Origin of the sequence: Micromonospora sp. M42 (assembly GCF_000568915.1) — a bacterium.
Taxonomy (GTDB): domain Bacteria; phylum Actinomycetota; class Actinomycetes; order Mycobacteriales; family Micromonosporaceae; genus Micromonospora; species Micromonospora chalcea.
Window position 1 is genome coordinate 3,605,149 of record NZ_KK037233.1, and the last position, 14,418, is coordinate 3,619,566.

The window sequence follows — 14,418 nt, forward strand, 5'->3', positions numbered from 1 at the left end:
ATGGAATGGAGGCGGGCTCAACTCGACAGCCGCGACACCGCCCCCGGCCGTAGGGTGATCGCGGGAAGGCCGCGGGACGCGGCCCAGGCAGGAGGACGACCGACGTGAAACTGCTCGTCACCGGCGGCGCCGGCTACATCGGCAGCGTGGTGACCCGGATGCTGCTCGACCACGGCCACCAGGTGACCGTGCTGGACGACCTGCGCACCGGTCACCGGGAAGCCCTCGCCCCCGAGGCGACCCACGTCGACCTGCCGGTGCACGAGGCCGCCCGGGTGCTCACCCCCGACGCCGGGTACGACGGCGTGCTGCACTTCGCGGCCCTCATCGCCGCCGGCGAGTCGATGATCCGGCCCGAGCTGTACTGGCACACCAACACCGTCGGCTCGATCGCGCTCATCGACGCGGTCCGCGCCGCCCGGGTGCCCCGGATGGTCTTCTCCTCCACCGCCGCCGTCTACGGCAACCCCACCGAACTACCCATCCCGGAAACGGCCGTCAAGGCCCCCACCAGCACCTACGGCGCGACCAAGCTGGCCGTCGACATGGCGCTCACCTCCGAGGCGATCGCGCACGACCTGGCCGCCGTCTCGCTGCGCTACTTCAACGTCGCCGGGGCGTACCTGCGCGACGGGCTGGCCATCGGCGAACGGCACGACCCGGAGACGCACCTCATCCCGATCGCGCTCGACGTGGCCGCCGGGCGGCGGGAGAAGCTCCAGCTCTTCGGCGACGACTACCCCACTGTCGACGGCACCTGCGTACGCGACTACATCCACGTGGAGGACCTGGCCCGCGCCCACCTGCTCGCGCTCGACGCCGCCACCCCGGGTCGGCACCGCATCTACAACCTGGGCAACGGCAACGGCTTCACCAACCGGCAGGTGGTCGACGTGGTCCGCGAGGTCACCGGCCACCCGGTGCCGGTCGAGGTGGCCCCCCGCCGCGAGGGCGACCCGGCCGAGCTGGTCGCGTCCTCCGCGCTGGCCCGCGACGAGCTGGGCTGGACGCCGGCCAAGCCCACCCTGCACGACATGGTCGGCGACGCCTGGGCGTTCTACCGGGCCCACGTCGCGGGGCAGCCCTCATGACCGTTGCCGACCGCGCCGCCGCCGGCTTCCGGCAGCGGTACGGCACCGAGCCGGCCGGCCGCTGGGCGGCACCCGGACGGGTCAACCTGATCGGCGAGCACACCGACTACAACGACGGCTTCGTGCTGCCCTTCGCGCTGCCGCTGCGTACCGTGGTCGCCGCCGCGCCCGCCCCCGACGGACGCTGGACGGTCTGGTCGGAGCTGGACGACGAGCCGGTCGAGTTCGGCACGGCGGAGGCCGACGAGCCCGGCGGCGTCGACGGCTGGGCCGCCTACGTGGCCGGGGTGGTGTGGGCGCTGCGCGCCGCCGGCCACGACGTGCCGGGCGCGCGGCTCGCCGTCGCCTCCGACGTGCCGGTCGGCTCCGGGCTCTCCTCGTCGGCCGCGATCGAGTCGGCGGTGCTGGCCGCGCTGGTCGACCTCGGCGGCCTCGACCTGCCCGCGCAGGCGTGGCCCCGGCTGGCCCAGCGGGCCGAGAACGACTACGTCGGCGCGCCCACCGGGATCATGGACCAGTCCGCCGTGATCCGCGGCCGGGCCGGGCACGCCCTGTTCCTCGACTGCCGCACCGAGGAGGTCGAGCAGATCCCGTTCGACCTGGACGCCGCCGGGCTGGCCGTGCTGGTGATCGACAGCCGGGCGCCGCACCGGCACGCGGACGGCGAGTACGCGGCCCGGCGCCGCAGCTGCGAGCGGGCCGCCGCGACGCTCGGGGTGACCGCGCTGCGCGACGTCGACGTGGCCGACCTCGACGCCGCGCTGGCCCGCCTCGACGACGACGAGACCCGCCGCCGGGTCCGGCACGTCGTCACCGAGAACCAGCGGGTGCTCGACACCGTCGCGCTGCTGCGCGCCGGCCGGGTCCGCGACACCGGTCCGCTGCTGACCGCCTCGCACGCCTCCATGCGCGACGACTTCGAGATCACCGTGCCGGAGATCGACACCGCGGTCGAGGCGGCGCTGTCCGCCGGGGCGTACGGCGCCCGGATGACCGGCGGCGGCTTCGGCGGCTGCGTGCTCGCCCTGGTCGACGCCGAGGCCGCCGACCCGGTGGCCGCCGCCGTCACCGAGGCGTACGCGAAGCGCGGCTTCACCGCCCCCGGCACGCTCACGGTCCTCCCGGCCGACGGCGTCACCCGCCTGGGCTGAGGGTGTAAGGAAGGGCCCCTTATTAACGCCTGCGGTAGAGGAAGGGCCCCTTGTTAACAGCGCGCTGTTAACAAGGGGCCCTTCCTTACGAAGCAGGGGTCAGCCGGCCTCGACGATCATGCCGGCGCCGACCGTACGGTTGGTGGCCTCGTCGATGATCACGAAGCCGCCGGTGGTGCGGTTGCGGCGGTACTCGTCGGCCAGCAGCGGCACCGTGGTGCGCAGCCGGACCCGGCCGATCTCGTTGAGCTTCAACTCGCCCACCGTCTCGTCCCGGTGCAGCGAGTTGATGTCCAGCCGGTAGTGCAGGCCACGCACGATCGCCCGCGCCGAGCGGGTGGTGTGCTTGATCGCGTACCTGCCGCCGACCTGCAACGGGCGGGTCTCGTCCATCCAGCAGACCATCGCCTCGATGTCCTGCACGGCCATCGGGGCGTTGTTCGGCCGGCAGATCATGTCGCCGCGGGAGATGTCCAGCTCGTCGGTCAGCCGGACCGTCACCGACATCGGCGGGAACGCCTCGTCCACCGGGCCGTCGGCGGTCTCCACCGCCGCGATCCGGCTGGTGAAGCCGGACGGCAGCACCATGATCTCGTCGCCCGGCTTGAGCACACCGGAGGCCACCTGCCCGGCGTAGCCCCGGTAGTCGGTGACGGTGGTGGACTGCGGCCGGATCACGTACTGCACCGGGAACCGCACGTCGACCAGGTTGCGGTCGGAGGCGATGTGCACCCGCTCCAGGTGGTGCAGCAGCGACGGACCCTCGTACCACGGCATGTTCTCCGAGCGGGTGACGATGTTGTCGCCCTTGAGCGCGGAGACCGGCACCACAGTCAGGTCCGGCACGTCGAGCTTCGCCGCGAACGCGGTGAACTCGTCGGCGATCCGCTCGTAGACCTCCTGCGACCAGTCGACCAGGTCCATCTTGTTCACACAGAGAACCAGGTGCGGCACCCGCAGCAGCGAGCAGAGGAACGCGTGCCGGCGGGACTGCTCCACCAGGCCCTTACGCGCGTCCACCAGGATCAGCGCCAGGTCGGCGGTGGAGGCGCCGGTGACCATGTTCCGGGTGTACTGGATGTGCCCGGGGGTGTCGGCGATGATGAACTTGCGCCGCGGCGTGGCGAAGTAGCGGTACGCCACGTCGATGGTGATGCCCTGCTCCCGCTCGGCGCGCAGGCCGTCGGTGAGCAGCGCCAGGTTGGTGTACTCGTCGCCACGCGCCGCGCTGACCGCCTCGACGGCGGCGAGCTGGTCGGTGAACAGCGACTTGGTGTCGTAGAGCAGACGGCCGATGAGCGTCGACTTGCCGTCGTCGACGCTGCCCGCGGTGGCGAACCGCAGCAGGTCCATCGGCCGCGCGGTGTCGCTCTCGGCCGGCGCCAAGGTCTCGACGCTCATCAGAAGTAGCCCTCTCGCTTGCGGTCCTCCATGGCGGCCTCGCTGACCCGGTCGTCACCACGGGTCGCGCCGCGCTCGGTGATCCGCGTGGCGGCCACCTCCTCGATCACCTTCTCCACCGTGTCGGCGTCCGAGCGGACCGCCGCGGTGCAGGAGGCGTCACCCACGGTCCGGTACCGCACCTGGGCCTTGAACGGCTGCTCACCGGCGCGGGCCCGGAAGAACTCGTTCACCGCGTAGAGCATGCCGTCGCGCTCGATCACCTCGCGCTCGTGCGCGTAGTAGATCGACGGCAGCGGAATCCGCTCCCGCGCGATGTAGTGCCACACGTCCAGCTCGGTCCAGTTCGACAGCGGGAACACCCGGATCGACTCGCCCGGGTGGTGCCGGCCGTTGTACAGCGCCCACAGCTCCGGACGCTGGTTCTTCGGGTCCCACTGGCCGAACTCGTCGCGGAAGCTGAACACCCGCTCCTTGGCCCGCGCCTTCTCCTCGTCGCGCCGGGCGCCGCCGAACAGCGCGTCGAAGCGGTGCTTCTCCACCGCCTCCAGCAGCACCGGCGTCTGGATCCGGTTGCGCATGCCGTCGGCGGACTCGCGGACCAGGCCCTTGTTCAGCGCCTCCGGCACGCTCGCCACGATCAACTGCAGGCCCAGCTCGGCCACCCGCTGGTCGCGGTAGTCGAGCACCTCGGGGAAGTTGTGCCCGGTGTCCACGTGCATCACCGGGAAGGGGATGTTGGCCGGCGCGAACGCCTTCTGGGCCAACCGGAGCATCACGATCGAGTCCTTGCCGCCGGAGAAGAGCAGCACCGGCCGCTCCATCTCGGCGACCACCTCGCGCATCACGAAGATGCTCTCCGCCTCAAGGGCGTCGAGGTGCGACACCTGGTACGCGGCGGGGGACGTCATGACACGAACTCGATTCGCACGGATCCGTACATCGGATTCCAGACCTTTCAGGTCGGACTCGTGAAGAAGAACGCTCAGGTTACCCGGAATGCCGCTGCAACGCTGCAAGCAACCGACTCGCGAGATCCTTGCGGCAGACCAGCAGATCCGGTAGACGCGGGTCGGCCCCGTTGTATTTCAGCGCAGAACCGTCGATCCGGGAAGCATGCAGACCGGTGGCCGTCGCCACAGCGACCGGAGCGGCCGAATCCCACTCGTACTGACCGCCCGCGTGGATGTACGCGTCGACCTCACCGGTGACCACGGCGGCGATCTTCGCGCCCGCCGAGCCCATCGGGACCAGATGAGCGCCGACGTCCTCTGCCAGATCGGTCAGGAAAACCGGCGGACGGCTACGACTGGCCGCCAACCGGATGACCCGCCGGCCGCCGCCCACGGCCGCCTCCACTGTCATCGGCGGATACGCCGGCGGATGGTCCGTGCCGAGCACCCGGTGCTGGGCCGGCAGGCCCACCGCGCCCGCGACCAGACCGTGCGGCGTCGACGCGTGACGCGACCAGAGCGCCACGTGCACCGCCCAGTCCGAGCGCCCCTCCTCCGCGTACTCCCGGGTGCCGTCCAGCGGATCGACGATCCAGACCCGGTCGGCGTTCAGGCGCGACAACGCCGCGTCCGTCACCTCCGCCGTCCAGGCCAGCCGCGAACCCTCGTCCTCCTCCGACAGCACCGCGTCCGCCGGCCGCCACTTCGCCAGCTCGGTGCGGATCAGATCGTGCGAGACCTTGTCCCCGGCCGACCGGAGCGCGCCCGCGTCGGCGAACCCCATCTCCGTCCGCAACGCCGTCAGCGCCTGACCGGCCCGCGACGCCAGCCACCGGGCGAAGCCGCCGTCGATCATCGGAGGACTGCCCATGATGCTCCCGTCGCCCGCCCTTCGGTCCCCGGCCACTGCTCAGCCCCCGTGGTACAGGTTCTGCGTCGGCTCCACGCCCTTGAGAACCACCGACTCCACCACGTCCGCCGCGCGGTCCACCAGGAACTCCAGCTCCTTGCGCTCCGACGGGGAGAAATCCGAGAGTACGTAGTCAGCCGGGTCCTGCCGGCCCGGCGGCCGGCCGATGCCGAACCGCACCCGCACGTAGTCCTTCGTGCCGAGCGACTTCGACATCGAACGCAGACCGTTGTGGCCGCCCTCGCCGCCGCCGCACTTCACCCGCACCTGCCCGTACGGGATGTCCAGCTCGTCGTGCACCGCGATCACGTGCGCCGGCGGGATCTTGTGGAACTGCGCCAACCCGGCCACCGGGCCGCCGGAGAGGTTCATGTACGTCAACGGCTTGAGCAGCACCAGCTTCGGCCCGCCGAACCCCAGCCGCCCCTCCGCGGCCTCGGCCATCGCGCGCTTGTGCCGCCCGAACTTCGCGCCCACCCGGGCCGCCAGCAGGTCGGCCACCATGAACCCGACGTTGTGCCTGTTGCCCGCGTACTCCCGGCCGGGGTTGCCCAGGCCGACCACCAGCCACGGCCCCGCCTCGTCCGTCACCCGACGCCCCTTCCCGCTCGCTTCCCCGACCAGCCGTCCCGATACGCCGACAGGCGCCCCCGGGAACCGGGGACGCCTGTCGCACAGCCTTGCGGACCGGTCAGGCCTCGGTCTTCGCCTCGGCCGGGGCCTCCTCGCCCTCGGCGGCCGGAGCGCCCTCGGCACCCTCGGCGGTCTCCTCGCCGACCTCGGCCTCGGCCTCCTCGGTGGCCTCCTCGACCTCGGGGAGGGTGGCCTCGAGCTGCTCGGCGGTCGGAGCGGCGGTCACCGAGGCGACAGCGGTCTCCTCGTCGGTGGCCAGCTCGACGCCGGCCGGCAGCTCGACGTCGGCGGCGGTGATCGTGGTGCCCGGCTCGGCGCCCTCGATCGACGCCTCCAGGTGGTCCGGCACCTTGGTCGCGTCGGCGGTCACCGACAGCGTGTCGTGGTCGTGCACGATCAGCGTGTCCTTGGCGGCCTCACCGGTCAGCTGGACCGGGACCTCGACGGTGACCTTCTCGCCCCGGCGGACCAGCAGCAGGTCCACGTGCTCGAAGGTGTCCTTGATCGGGTCACGCTGGATCGCCTTCGGCAGCGCCAGCACCTGGGTGCCGTCGCTGACCTCGATCGCGAAGAGCTGGTTCGCGCCGCCCTTACGGATCGCGGCGGCGAACTCCCGCGCCGGAAGCGCGATGTGCTTGGGCTTCTCGCCGTGGCCGTACAGCACGGCGGGCACCTTGCCGGCCCGGCGGGTACGACGGGCACCACCCTTGCCGAACTCGGTACGGGGCTCGGCGCTGATCTTTACCTCGGACACGGGGAAACTCCTGATGCTTCGCTGCGGCGGCTTGTCGTCTGGCGGTGCTGGGGCGAGGGGCTCGCTGGGGCTAGGGTCATGAACGACCGCCCGGAGCACCGCGTCGATGACGGCGCCTCCGTGCGGTGCTTGTCAGCAGCCCGCCGGGCACCCTCGCCGTGGCAACCGCACCAGTCTACCCGAGGGAATTCCCGGCTCTCCGGCAGTCCCCCATATCACCGCGCCGCCGGTTCCGCAGGGCATCGGCCCGGCCGCCGGAACACCGGCGACCGGACCGGCACTCCTCAGCTCAGGCCACCGAACAGGGTGGTCACCGAACCGTCGTCGAAGACCTCCCGGATCGCCCGCGCCAGCAGCGGGGCGATCGACAGCACGGTCAGCTTGTCCAACTGCTTCTCCGACGGCAGCGGCAGCGTGTTCGTCACCACGACCTCGCTGATCGGGCTGTTCTTCAGCCGCTCCGTCGCCGGGTCGGACAGCAGCGCGTGGGTCGAGGCGACCACGATCTCCGCCGCGCCCTGCTCCTTGAGGATGTCCGCCGCCTTGGTGATCGTGCCGCCGGTGTCGATCATGTCGTCCACGATCAGGCACACCCGGCCCTCGACCTCACCGACCACCCGGTTCGCCACGACCTGGTTCGGCTTGAGCGGATCGCGGGTCTTGTGGATGAACGCCAGCGGGCAGCCGCCCAGCCGGTCGGTCCAGCGCTCCGCCACACGTACCCGGCCCGAGTCCGGCGCCACCACAGTCATCGGGCGGCCCGCGTACTTGTGCTCCACGTACTCGGCCAGCACGTCCATGGCGAACAGGTGGTCCACCGGGCCGTCGAAGAAGCCCTGGATCTGCGCGGTGTGCAGGTCGACGGTCAGGATGCGGTTCGCGCCCGCCGTCTTGAGCAGGTCGGCGATCAGCCGCGCCGAGATCGGCTCCCGGCCGCGGTGCTTCTTGTCCTGCCGCGCGTACGGGTAGAACGGCAGCACCACGGTGATCCGCTTGGCCGAACCGCGCTTCAGCGCGTCGACCATGATCAGGGTCTCCATGACCCAGGTGTTCACGCCGTGCGTCACGGACTGCACCACGAAGGCGTCCGAACCACGAACCGAGTCCTTGTACCGGACGAAGATCTCGCCGTTGGCGAAGTCGTACGCGTCGGCCGGCGTCGGCGCGACGCCGAGCACCTCACCGATCTCCTTGGCCAGCTCCGGAAAACCCCTCCCGGAGAAGAGCATCAGGCTCTTGCGGTTTTCGGCGACGATGCTGCCCATGGGCCCGTCTGCTCCCGTATGTCGGTGGTGCCCGGCGGCGGTGAGGCCGGGGAGTGTTCGGTTGCAGTATGCCCCCGGTTCAGCGATCCACCCACGGCCCGCCGATCCCCGTGGAGTCAGTCACCTTCCCTTGCGGCTGCGCCCGACTCCGGCGCATCCTCACCGGCCCGCCGCGCCGCCTCCGCGGCCTCCGTGCCGGCCCGCTTGCGCAGCACCCAGCCCTCCACGTTGCGCTGCTGGCCCCGCGCCACCGCCATCGCGCCCGGCGGCACGTCCCCGGTGATCACCGAACCCGCAGCCGTGTACGCGCCGTCGCCGACCCGCACCGGCGCCACGAACATGTTGTCCGCTCCGGTACGCGCATGGCTGCCGATGGTGGTGTGGTGCTTGCGTACCCCGTCGTAGTTGACGAAGACGGTGGCCGCGCCGATGTTGCTGTGGTCGCCGATCGTCGCGTCCCCCACGTACGACAGGTGCGGCACCTTCGAGCCCTCACCGATCGACGTCTTCTTGGTCTCCACGAACGTGCCGACCTTCGCCTTGCGGCCCAGCCGCGACTCCGGCCGCAGGTACGCGTACGGCCCCACGCTGGCCTCCGGCCCCACCTCGGCGCCGAGCGCGTGGGAGCGCACCACGCTCGCGCCCGCGCCCACCACCGTGTCCACGAGCGTGGTGTCCGGGCCGACGAGCGCGCCCGCGCCGACCACGGTGGCGCCCTGGAGCTGCGTGTTCTGGTCGATCACCGCGTCCCGTTCCACGGTCACCGTCACGTCGATCCACGTCGTGTGCGGGTCGAGGATGCTGACCCCGGTACGCATCCAGCCCTCGTTCACCCGGTCCCGCAGCAGCCGCCGCAGCGCGGACAGCTCCACCCGGTCGTTGCAGCCGAGCGTCTCCACGTAGTCGGCGGCGCAGTGCACCGCCACCGGCTCCCCGGCGTCGCGCAGCAGCGCGAAGACGTCGGTCAGGTACTCCTCGCCCTGGTCGTTGTCGGTGGAGAGCTTGCCCAGCGCCTCCCGCAGGCGGGCCGCGTCGAACGCGTAGATGCCCGCGTTGATCTCCCGCAGCGCGCGCTGCTGGGGCGAGGCGTCCCGCTCCTCCACGATCTGCTCCAGGTGCCCCTGCACGTCCCGCACGATCCGGCCCAGGCCGGTCGGGTCCGGCACCTCGGCCGCCAGCACCGTCGCCGCCGCGGCGGCTTCCTCGTGCGCCTCGACGAGCGCCCGAACCGTCTCCGGCCGCAGCAGCGGCACATCCCCGTTGATCACCACGACGGTGCCGGTCGCGTCCGGCACCGCGTCCAGCGCGATGCGGACGGCGTGCCCGGTGCCGAGCTGGCGCTCCTGGAGCACCGGCGTCGCCGCCGGGGCCACGTCGGTCAGGTGCGCCCGGACCTGGTCGGCGCCGTGGCCGACCACCACCACGGTGCGGTCCGCGCGCAGCGGCCCGGCCGCGGCGAGGACGTGACCGAGCAGGGTACGGCCGAGCAGTGGGTGCAGCACCTTGGGCAGGGACGACTTCATCCGCTTGCCCTCACCGGCGGCGAGCACGACAACGGTGCGGAGGTGGGGCTGGGACACGACGTGGCTCTCCCGTCGGGACGGCGACAGTCTCGCGGTCATGCTAACCACCCGCGGGAGGGCAAACAGCAGAAGCTCCCGGGAGAGGATTCGAACCCCTATAATCAGGACCAAAACCTGACGTCCTGCCATTAGACGACCCGGGATGGTCGAAAACGGGCAAAAGGCAAGCTGCCCGCCGGCTGCCTACACCTTACCGGTCACGTGGTGGATCTTCATTGCTCATTCCTTTCATGATCCCCTCGATCCTCCAGTAGAGCCGGCTCCCGCCCACCACATGGATGGTCAGGCAGCCGTGATAGTCGGTTCCGACGTTCTTCCGTGTCGTCTGTGGACGATGCCTCTTGATGGTGGTGGCCTGAAAGCGATCAGCGGGCACACCCACCCGCGCCGCCCACCACCGGACCGCCGCCGCGTCGTCAGCCGTCTCATGGATGCTGACCCGGAAGCGTCGATCCTCCGGCGGCACCTCGACGGCATCCAGGAAGCGCAGGAACAGGGCCACGAGCATCGGATCGCTGTTGACGAACTTGATCCTGCAGTCGTGCGGGCGCCACGGCTTGGCCTTGCCGCCTTCGCACCAGTAGATGGCCGCCCCGATCAGCAGCAGTTCGCGCAAGCCCAGCCCTCGCACCCACTCGGCGGACGCGGCGACCGTCTCCGCCCTGGCCGCGTCGCGTGCCGCCCGGTGCGCGCCCCACTGCGCATCAGATCGGGCCCGCTGCGCGGCCTGACGACGCCGCCGCACCAACGCCGGGTCGAGCGGCAGGTGCCGAGTCCAGAGATAAGCCGTCGACTTGGAGACGTCGAGCCGCGCGGCGATCTCCCCGACGGGACAACCGGCGCGCCGCAGAGCCAGCGCCTGGGCGTGCAGTTCCGGCTTTCGACCACGGTACGAGCCGTGCGCGTTCGAATGATCACCGAGAGCCACCCTCGGAGGGTAGAACGTACGTACGACAACGAGGCGTCCGGTCGGACCGCGTACGCCTCGCCTGGCAGGATGGGGCGGGTGACCGACGTTCCCGGCAGTGACCGCGCCCGGCGGCGGCCCGCGCCGGCGGCGAAGCCGTCCCGGGTGCGGATGTCCGCGACGCAGCGGCGCGAGCAGTTGATCTCGATCGCCCGGCAGATCTTCGCCGAGCGCGGCTTCGACGCGACCTCCATCGAGGAGGTGGCGGCGCGCGCCAAGGTGTCCAAGCCGGTGGTCTACGAGCACTTCGGCGGCAAGGAAGGGCTCTACGCGGTGGTGGTGGACCGGGAGGTCCGGGCCCTGCTGGACCGGATCACCACGGCGCTGACCGCGGGCAATCCGCGGGAGCTGCTGGAGCAGGCCGCGTTGACGCTGCTGACCTACATCGAGGAGGAGACCAGCGGGTTCCGGGTGCTGGTCCGGGAGTCGCCGCTGATGTCGGCGACCGGCAATTTCAGCAGCGTGATGAACGACGTGGCGCACCAGGTGGAGCACATCCTGGCGGGCGAGTTCTCCATCCGGGGGTACGACCCGAAGCTCGCCGAGCTCTACTCCCAGGCTCTCGTGGGCATGGTGGCGTTGACCGGGCGCTGGTGGCTGGAGGTGCGCAAGCCGCGCAAGGAGACGGTGGCGGCGCACCTGGTGAACCTGGCCTGGAACGGGTTGTCGCACCTGGAGTCGAAGCCCGGGCCGATCCCCCGGGGCTGACGCCGCGTCAGCGCAACAGCCGCGTCAGCGCTCGCCGATCGGGTGGTAGCGGCGCTGCCGTTCCTCCTCGGCGTGCTCGGCGGTGCCGACCTTGTCGTACAGGCCGGTGGCGAGCAGGATCAGCCCGAACAGCAGCGACACGATGACCGTGGACATCGAGAAGTTGAGGAAGTTCGCCGAGGTCTGCAGCACCGACATCATCAGGATGCCGGTGACCAGGAAGACCACGCCGGCGGTGAGGTTCATGTAGTGGCCGAGATTGGTGCGGCGGGACGCGCCGACCAGCAGGACCGCGCCGAAGACGACCGAGACCAGCGAGAAGGCCAGGTTGGTGCGCAGGCCCAGCGCCCAGTTGCTGCCCCGGCCGAACAGCCCTTCGCCCCAGGTCAGGAAGACGCCGTAGACGCCGAAGACGAGGATGTAGAGGCCGATGAGCCCGGACAGCACCCGGTAGAGGGGCCGCGCGGGGTGGTTCACCGGGAAGTGCGCCATGGTGCCCTCCAGTCGTGCGACTGATTCGGGGCAATTGTCGCCTGGGTTGTCCGTTCGCGTCCGGAAAACACCGAAGGCCCGGCGCGCGGCGCGCCGGGCCTTCGTACGAGGAGGGATCAGAGCACCAGGCGGGCCTTCTGCCATGCCTCGTGCTCCTCGTCGGAGCCGACCTTGCTGTACATGCCGGCCATCAGGAGCACCAGCGCCAGGGTCAGGACCACGACGTCGGTCATGATCGAGAAGTTGAAGATGTTGACGTCGGTCTGCAGGAACGCCAGCGAGCCCAGGCCGATCACCATCAGGGTGTAGGCCAGCCACTGGTTGATCGCCACGTCGAGGTTGCGGCCGATCGCGGTGCCGACCAGGATCACGACGCCGACGAGCACCGACACCAGCGAGAACGCCATGTTGGTGCCCTGGCCGAGAACCTTGGTGTCGTCCTGGGCGAAGAAATCGCCACCGGCGCTGGCGATGACGCCGAGGCCGCCGAAGACGACGAAGTACAGACCAACGATCCCGCCGATCGCCCGGTAGATCGGCCGCGCGGGGTGGTTGACGGGGGTGTGGGCCATCTCTGCGTCTCCAAAAGACCGTTCGGACGAGGGTTCCACCGGTGATTGTCCCGTACGCCGGTCAGTGACGCCGCACACCCCCCACCCCGGCGGCAGGTCAGCCGCCCGGCAGCTCCTCGGCCAGGGCCAGCCAGGTCTCCTCGGTGCGGTCCCGCTCGGCCCGTACCTCCTTGAGCTGTGCGTCCAGCTCGGCGACCCGGGCGTAGTCGGTGGCGTTCGCGGCGAGCTGCTCGTGCAGGGCCGCCTCCTTCTGTTCCAGCTTGGCGATCTGCCGTTCCAGCCGGTTGAGTTCCTTCTTCGCGGTGCGTACCTCGGCGGCGGACATGCCCTCGCGTTCCGGCGCCGCGGTGGCCGGGGTGAGGTCGGCGGGCGCCGGGCCGCCGGCCGCGGCGGCGCGCGCCAGGTACTCGTCGACGCCGCCGGGCAGGTGCATCAGCCGGCCGTCGCCGAACATGCCGTACGCGACGTCGGTGACCCGCTCGATCAGGTAGCGGTCGTGGCTGGCCACCACGATCGTGCCGGGCCAGGAGTCGAGCAGGTCCTCCAGCGCGGCGAGCGTGTCGGTGTCCAGGTCGTTGGTGGGCTCGTCGAGCAGGAGCACGTTGGGTTCCCCGGCGAGCAGCCGCAGCATCTGCAGGCGGCGACGTTCCCCGCCGGACAGGTCGCTCACCGGGGTCCAGAGCCGCCGGTCGTCGAAGCCGAAGATCTCGGCGAGCTGGGCGGCGCTGATCTCCCGGTCGCCGAACTGCACGCGCCGGGCCACCTCTTCGACGGCTTCCAGCACGCGCAGGTGGCCGGGGAGTTCGGCGAGTTCCTGGGAGAGGAACGCGGGCCGGACGGTCTGCCCGGCGGCGAAGCGCCCGCCGTCGGGGCCGGTCACCCCGGCGAGCATCCGCAGCAGGGTGGTCTTGCCGGCGCCGTTGCGGCCGAGGATCGCGACCCGGTCGCCGGGCCCGACCTGCCAGGTGGTGTCGTGCAGGATCTCCTTCGGGCCGGCGTGCAGCCGCACGTGTTCGAGGTCGTACACCTGCTTGCCGAGCCGGGCGGTGGCGAGCCGTTGCAGCGACATGGTGTCGCGGGGTTCCGGGACGTCGGCGATGAGCGCGTTCGCCGCGTCGATGCGGAACTTGGGCTTCGAGGTGCGCGCCGGGGCACCGCGGCGCAGCCAGGCGATCTCCTTGCGGAGCAGGTTCTGCCGGCGGGCCTCGGTGGCGGCGGCCACGCGCTGCCGTTCGACGCGGGCCAGCGTCCACGCGGCGAAGCCGCCCTCGTACGCCCGGACGGTCTGGTCGGCGACCTCCCAGGTGGTGGTGCAGACGGCGTCGAGGAACCAGCGGTCGTGGGTGACCACGACGAGCGCGCCCTTGCGGGTGACGAGGTGGCGGGCCAGCCAGTCGACGCCACCGACGTCGAGGTGGTTGGTGGGCTCGTCGAGGACGAGCAGGTCGGCGTCGCGGACCAGCAGCGCGGCGAGCGCGACCCGGCGGCGTTCCCCGCCGGACATCGGGCCGACCGGCGTGTCCAGGCCGAGGTGGGGCATGCCGAGGCCGTCGAGGATGGCGCGCACGCCCGCGTCGCCGGCCCACTCGTGCTCGGCGCCCATGCTCTCGCCGAGCCAGGCGGTGCCGAGCACGACGTCCCGCACGGTGAGGTCGGGGGCCAGGTCCAGGCGCTGCGGCAGCCAGGCGACGCGCAGGTCGCGGCGGTGGGTGACGCGGCCGTCGTCGGGTTCCTCGGTGCGGGTGAGCAGCCGCAGCAGCGTCGACTTGCCGGCGCCGTTGAGGCCCACCACGCCGACCCGGTCGGCGTCGTCGAGGCCGAGCGAGACGTCGGTGAGCAGCGGCCCGGCGGCGCCGTACCCCTTGGACACCCGGTCCAGGTTGACGATGTTGGCCATTCCCCACCTTTCACGACTCAGGCGTCCCGGGGCCCGGGACG

At 71.3% G+C, this 14,418-nt stretch carries 13 protein-coding genes, 1 tRNA gene and 1 pseudogene; 3 read left to right on the forward strand and 12 right to left on the reverse strand.

What is annotated here, in order from left to right; translation table 11 throughout:
* Positions 1-104: 104 nt before the first annotated feature.
* Positions 105-1,091 (forward strand): UDP-glucose 4-epimerase GalE, encoded by a 987-nt coding sequence (galE, locus tag MCBG_RS16320; protein ID WP_043326801.1) that lies wholly within the window; start codon positions 105-107, stop codon positions 1,089-1,091.
* Positions 1,088-2,242 (forward strand): galactokinase, encoded by a 1,155-nt coding sequence (gene galK / locus MCBG_RS16325; RefSeq protein ID WP_043326802.1) that lies wholly within the window; start codon positions 1,088-1,090, stop codon positions 2,240-2,242. Before galE ends, galK begins: the two co-directional genes overlap by 4 nt.
* A gap of 99 nt (positions 2,243-2,341) precedes the next feature.
* On the opposite strand, the gene MCBG_RS16330 is transcribed toward galK, so the two are convergent.
* The 9 genes and pseudogenes from MCBG_RS16330 to MCBG_RS16370 all read right to left on the reverse strand — a co-directional run bounded on the left by MCBG_RS16330 (position 2,342) and on the right by MCBG_RS16370 (position 10,669).
* Positions 2,342-3,643 (reverse strand): sulfate adenylyltransferase subunit 1, encoded by a 1,302-nt coding sequence (locus MCBG_RS16330; RefSeq protein ID WP_030501168.1) that lies wholly within the window; start codon positions 3,641-3,643, stop codon positions 2,342-2,344.
* Positions 3,643-4,554, reverse strand: coding sequence for a sulfate adenylyltransferase subunit CysD (cysD, locus tag MCBG_RS16335; protein ID WP_030501167.1), 912 nt, complete (start codon positions 4,552-4,554; stop codon positions 3,643-3,645). The genes MCBG_RS16330 and cysD overlap by 1 nt, the downstream gene beginning before the upstream one ends.
* Before the next feature lie 79 nt (positions 4,555-4,633).
* The gene (locus MCBG_RS16340; protein ID WP_043326804.1) at positions 4,634-5,467 is read right to left on the reverse strand and encodes an inositol monophosphatase family protein; all 834 of its coding nucleotides are present in this window, start codon (positions 5,465-5,467) and stop codon (positions 4,634-4,636) included.
* A gap of 39 nt (positions 5,468-5,506) precedes the next feature.
* Positions 5,507-6,097: an aminoacyl-tRNA hydrolase gene (pth, locus tag MCBG_RS16345; RefSeq protein ID WP_043326805.1), complete on the reverse strand. Its 591-nt coding sequence runs from the start codon at positions 6,095-6,097 to the stop codon at positions 5,507-5,509.
* Between the two features lie 100 nt (positions 6,098-6,197).
* Positions 6,198-6,893, reverse strand: a complete 696-nt coding sequence (locus tag MCBG_RS16350; RefSeq protein ID WP_013283957.1) for a 50S ribosomal protein L25/general stress protein Ctc — start codon at positions 6,891-6,893, stop codon at positions 6,198-6,200.
* A gap of 284 nt (positions 6,894-7,177) precedes the next feature.
* A complete protein-coding gene (locus MCBG_RS16355; protein WP_030501163.1) occupies positions 7,178-8,158 on the reverse strand; it encodes a ribose-phosphate diphosphokinase in 981 nt (326 codons plus the stop codon).
* Between the two features lie 56 nt (positions 8,159-8,214).
* Positions 8,215-9,780 (reverse strand): annotated as a pseudogene (gene glmU / locus MCBG_RS16360) (bifunctional UDP-N-acetylglucosamine diphosphorylase/glucosamine-1-phosphate N-acetyltransferase GlmU); the annotation flags it as partial.
* A 33-nt stretch (positions 9,781-9,813) separates the two neighbouring features.
* A tRNA-Gln gene (locus MCBG_RS16365) sits at positions 9,814-9,884 on the reverse strand.
* Positions 9,885-9,931: 47 nt separating this feature from the next.
* Positions 9,932-10,669 (reverse strand): helix-turn-helix domain-containing protein, encoded by a 738-nt coding sequence (locus tag MCBG_RS16370; protein WP_051611235.1) that lies wholly within the window; start codon positions 10,667-10,669, stop codon positions 9,932-9,934.
* Between the two features lie 69 nt (positions 10,670-10,738).
* Here MCBG_RS16370 and MCBG_RS16375 point away from each other — a divergent pair, with 69 nt between their 5' ends.
* Positions 10,739-11,416: a TetR/AcrR family transcriptional regulator gene (locus tag MCBG_RS16375; RefSeq protein ID WP_174534858.1), complete on the forward strand. Its 678-nt coding sequence runs from the start codon at positions 10,739-10,741 to the stop codon at positions 11,414-11,416.
* A 24-nt stretch (positions 11,417-11,440) separates the two neighbouring features.
* Here MCBG_RS16375 and MCBG_RS16380 read toward each other — a convergent pair whose 3' ends face one another.
* From MCBG_RS16380 to MCBG_RS16390, 3 genes are all read right to left on the reverse strand, one after another.
* Positions 11,441-11,908, reverse strand: a complete 468-nt coding sequence (locus tag MCBG_RS16380; protein WP_043326810.1) for a DUF4383 domain-containing protein — start codon at positions 11,906-11,908, stop codon at positions 11,441-11,443.
* 116 nt (positions 11,909-12,024) lie between these two features.
* On the reverse strand, positions 12,025-12,480 hold the full coding sequence (locus MCBG_RS16385) for a DUF4383 domain-containing protein (protein ID WP_043326811.1): 456 nt from the start codon (positions 12,478-12,480) through the stop codon (positions 12,025-12,027).
* A gap of 97 nt (positions 12,481-12,577) precedes the next feature.
* On the reverse strand, positions 12,578-14,377 hold the full coding sequence (locus MCBG_RS16390; RefSeq protein ID WP_043326813.1) for an ABC-F family ATP-binding cassette domain-containing protein: 1,800 nt from the start codon (positions 14,375-14,377) through the stop codon (positions 12,578-12,580).
* Positions 14,378-14,418: the final 41 nt, after the last annotated feature.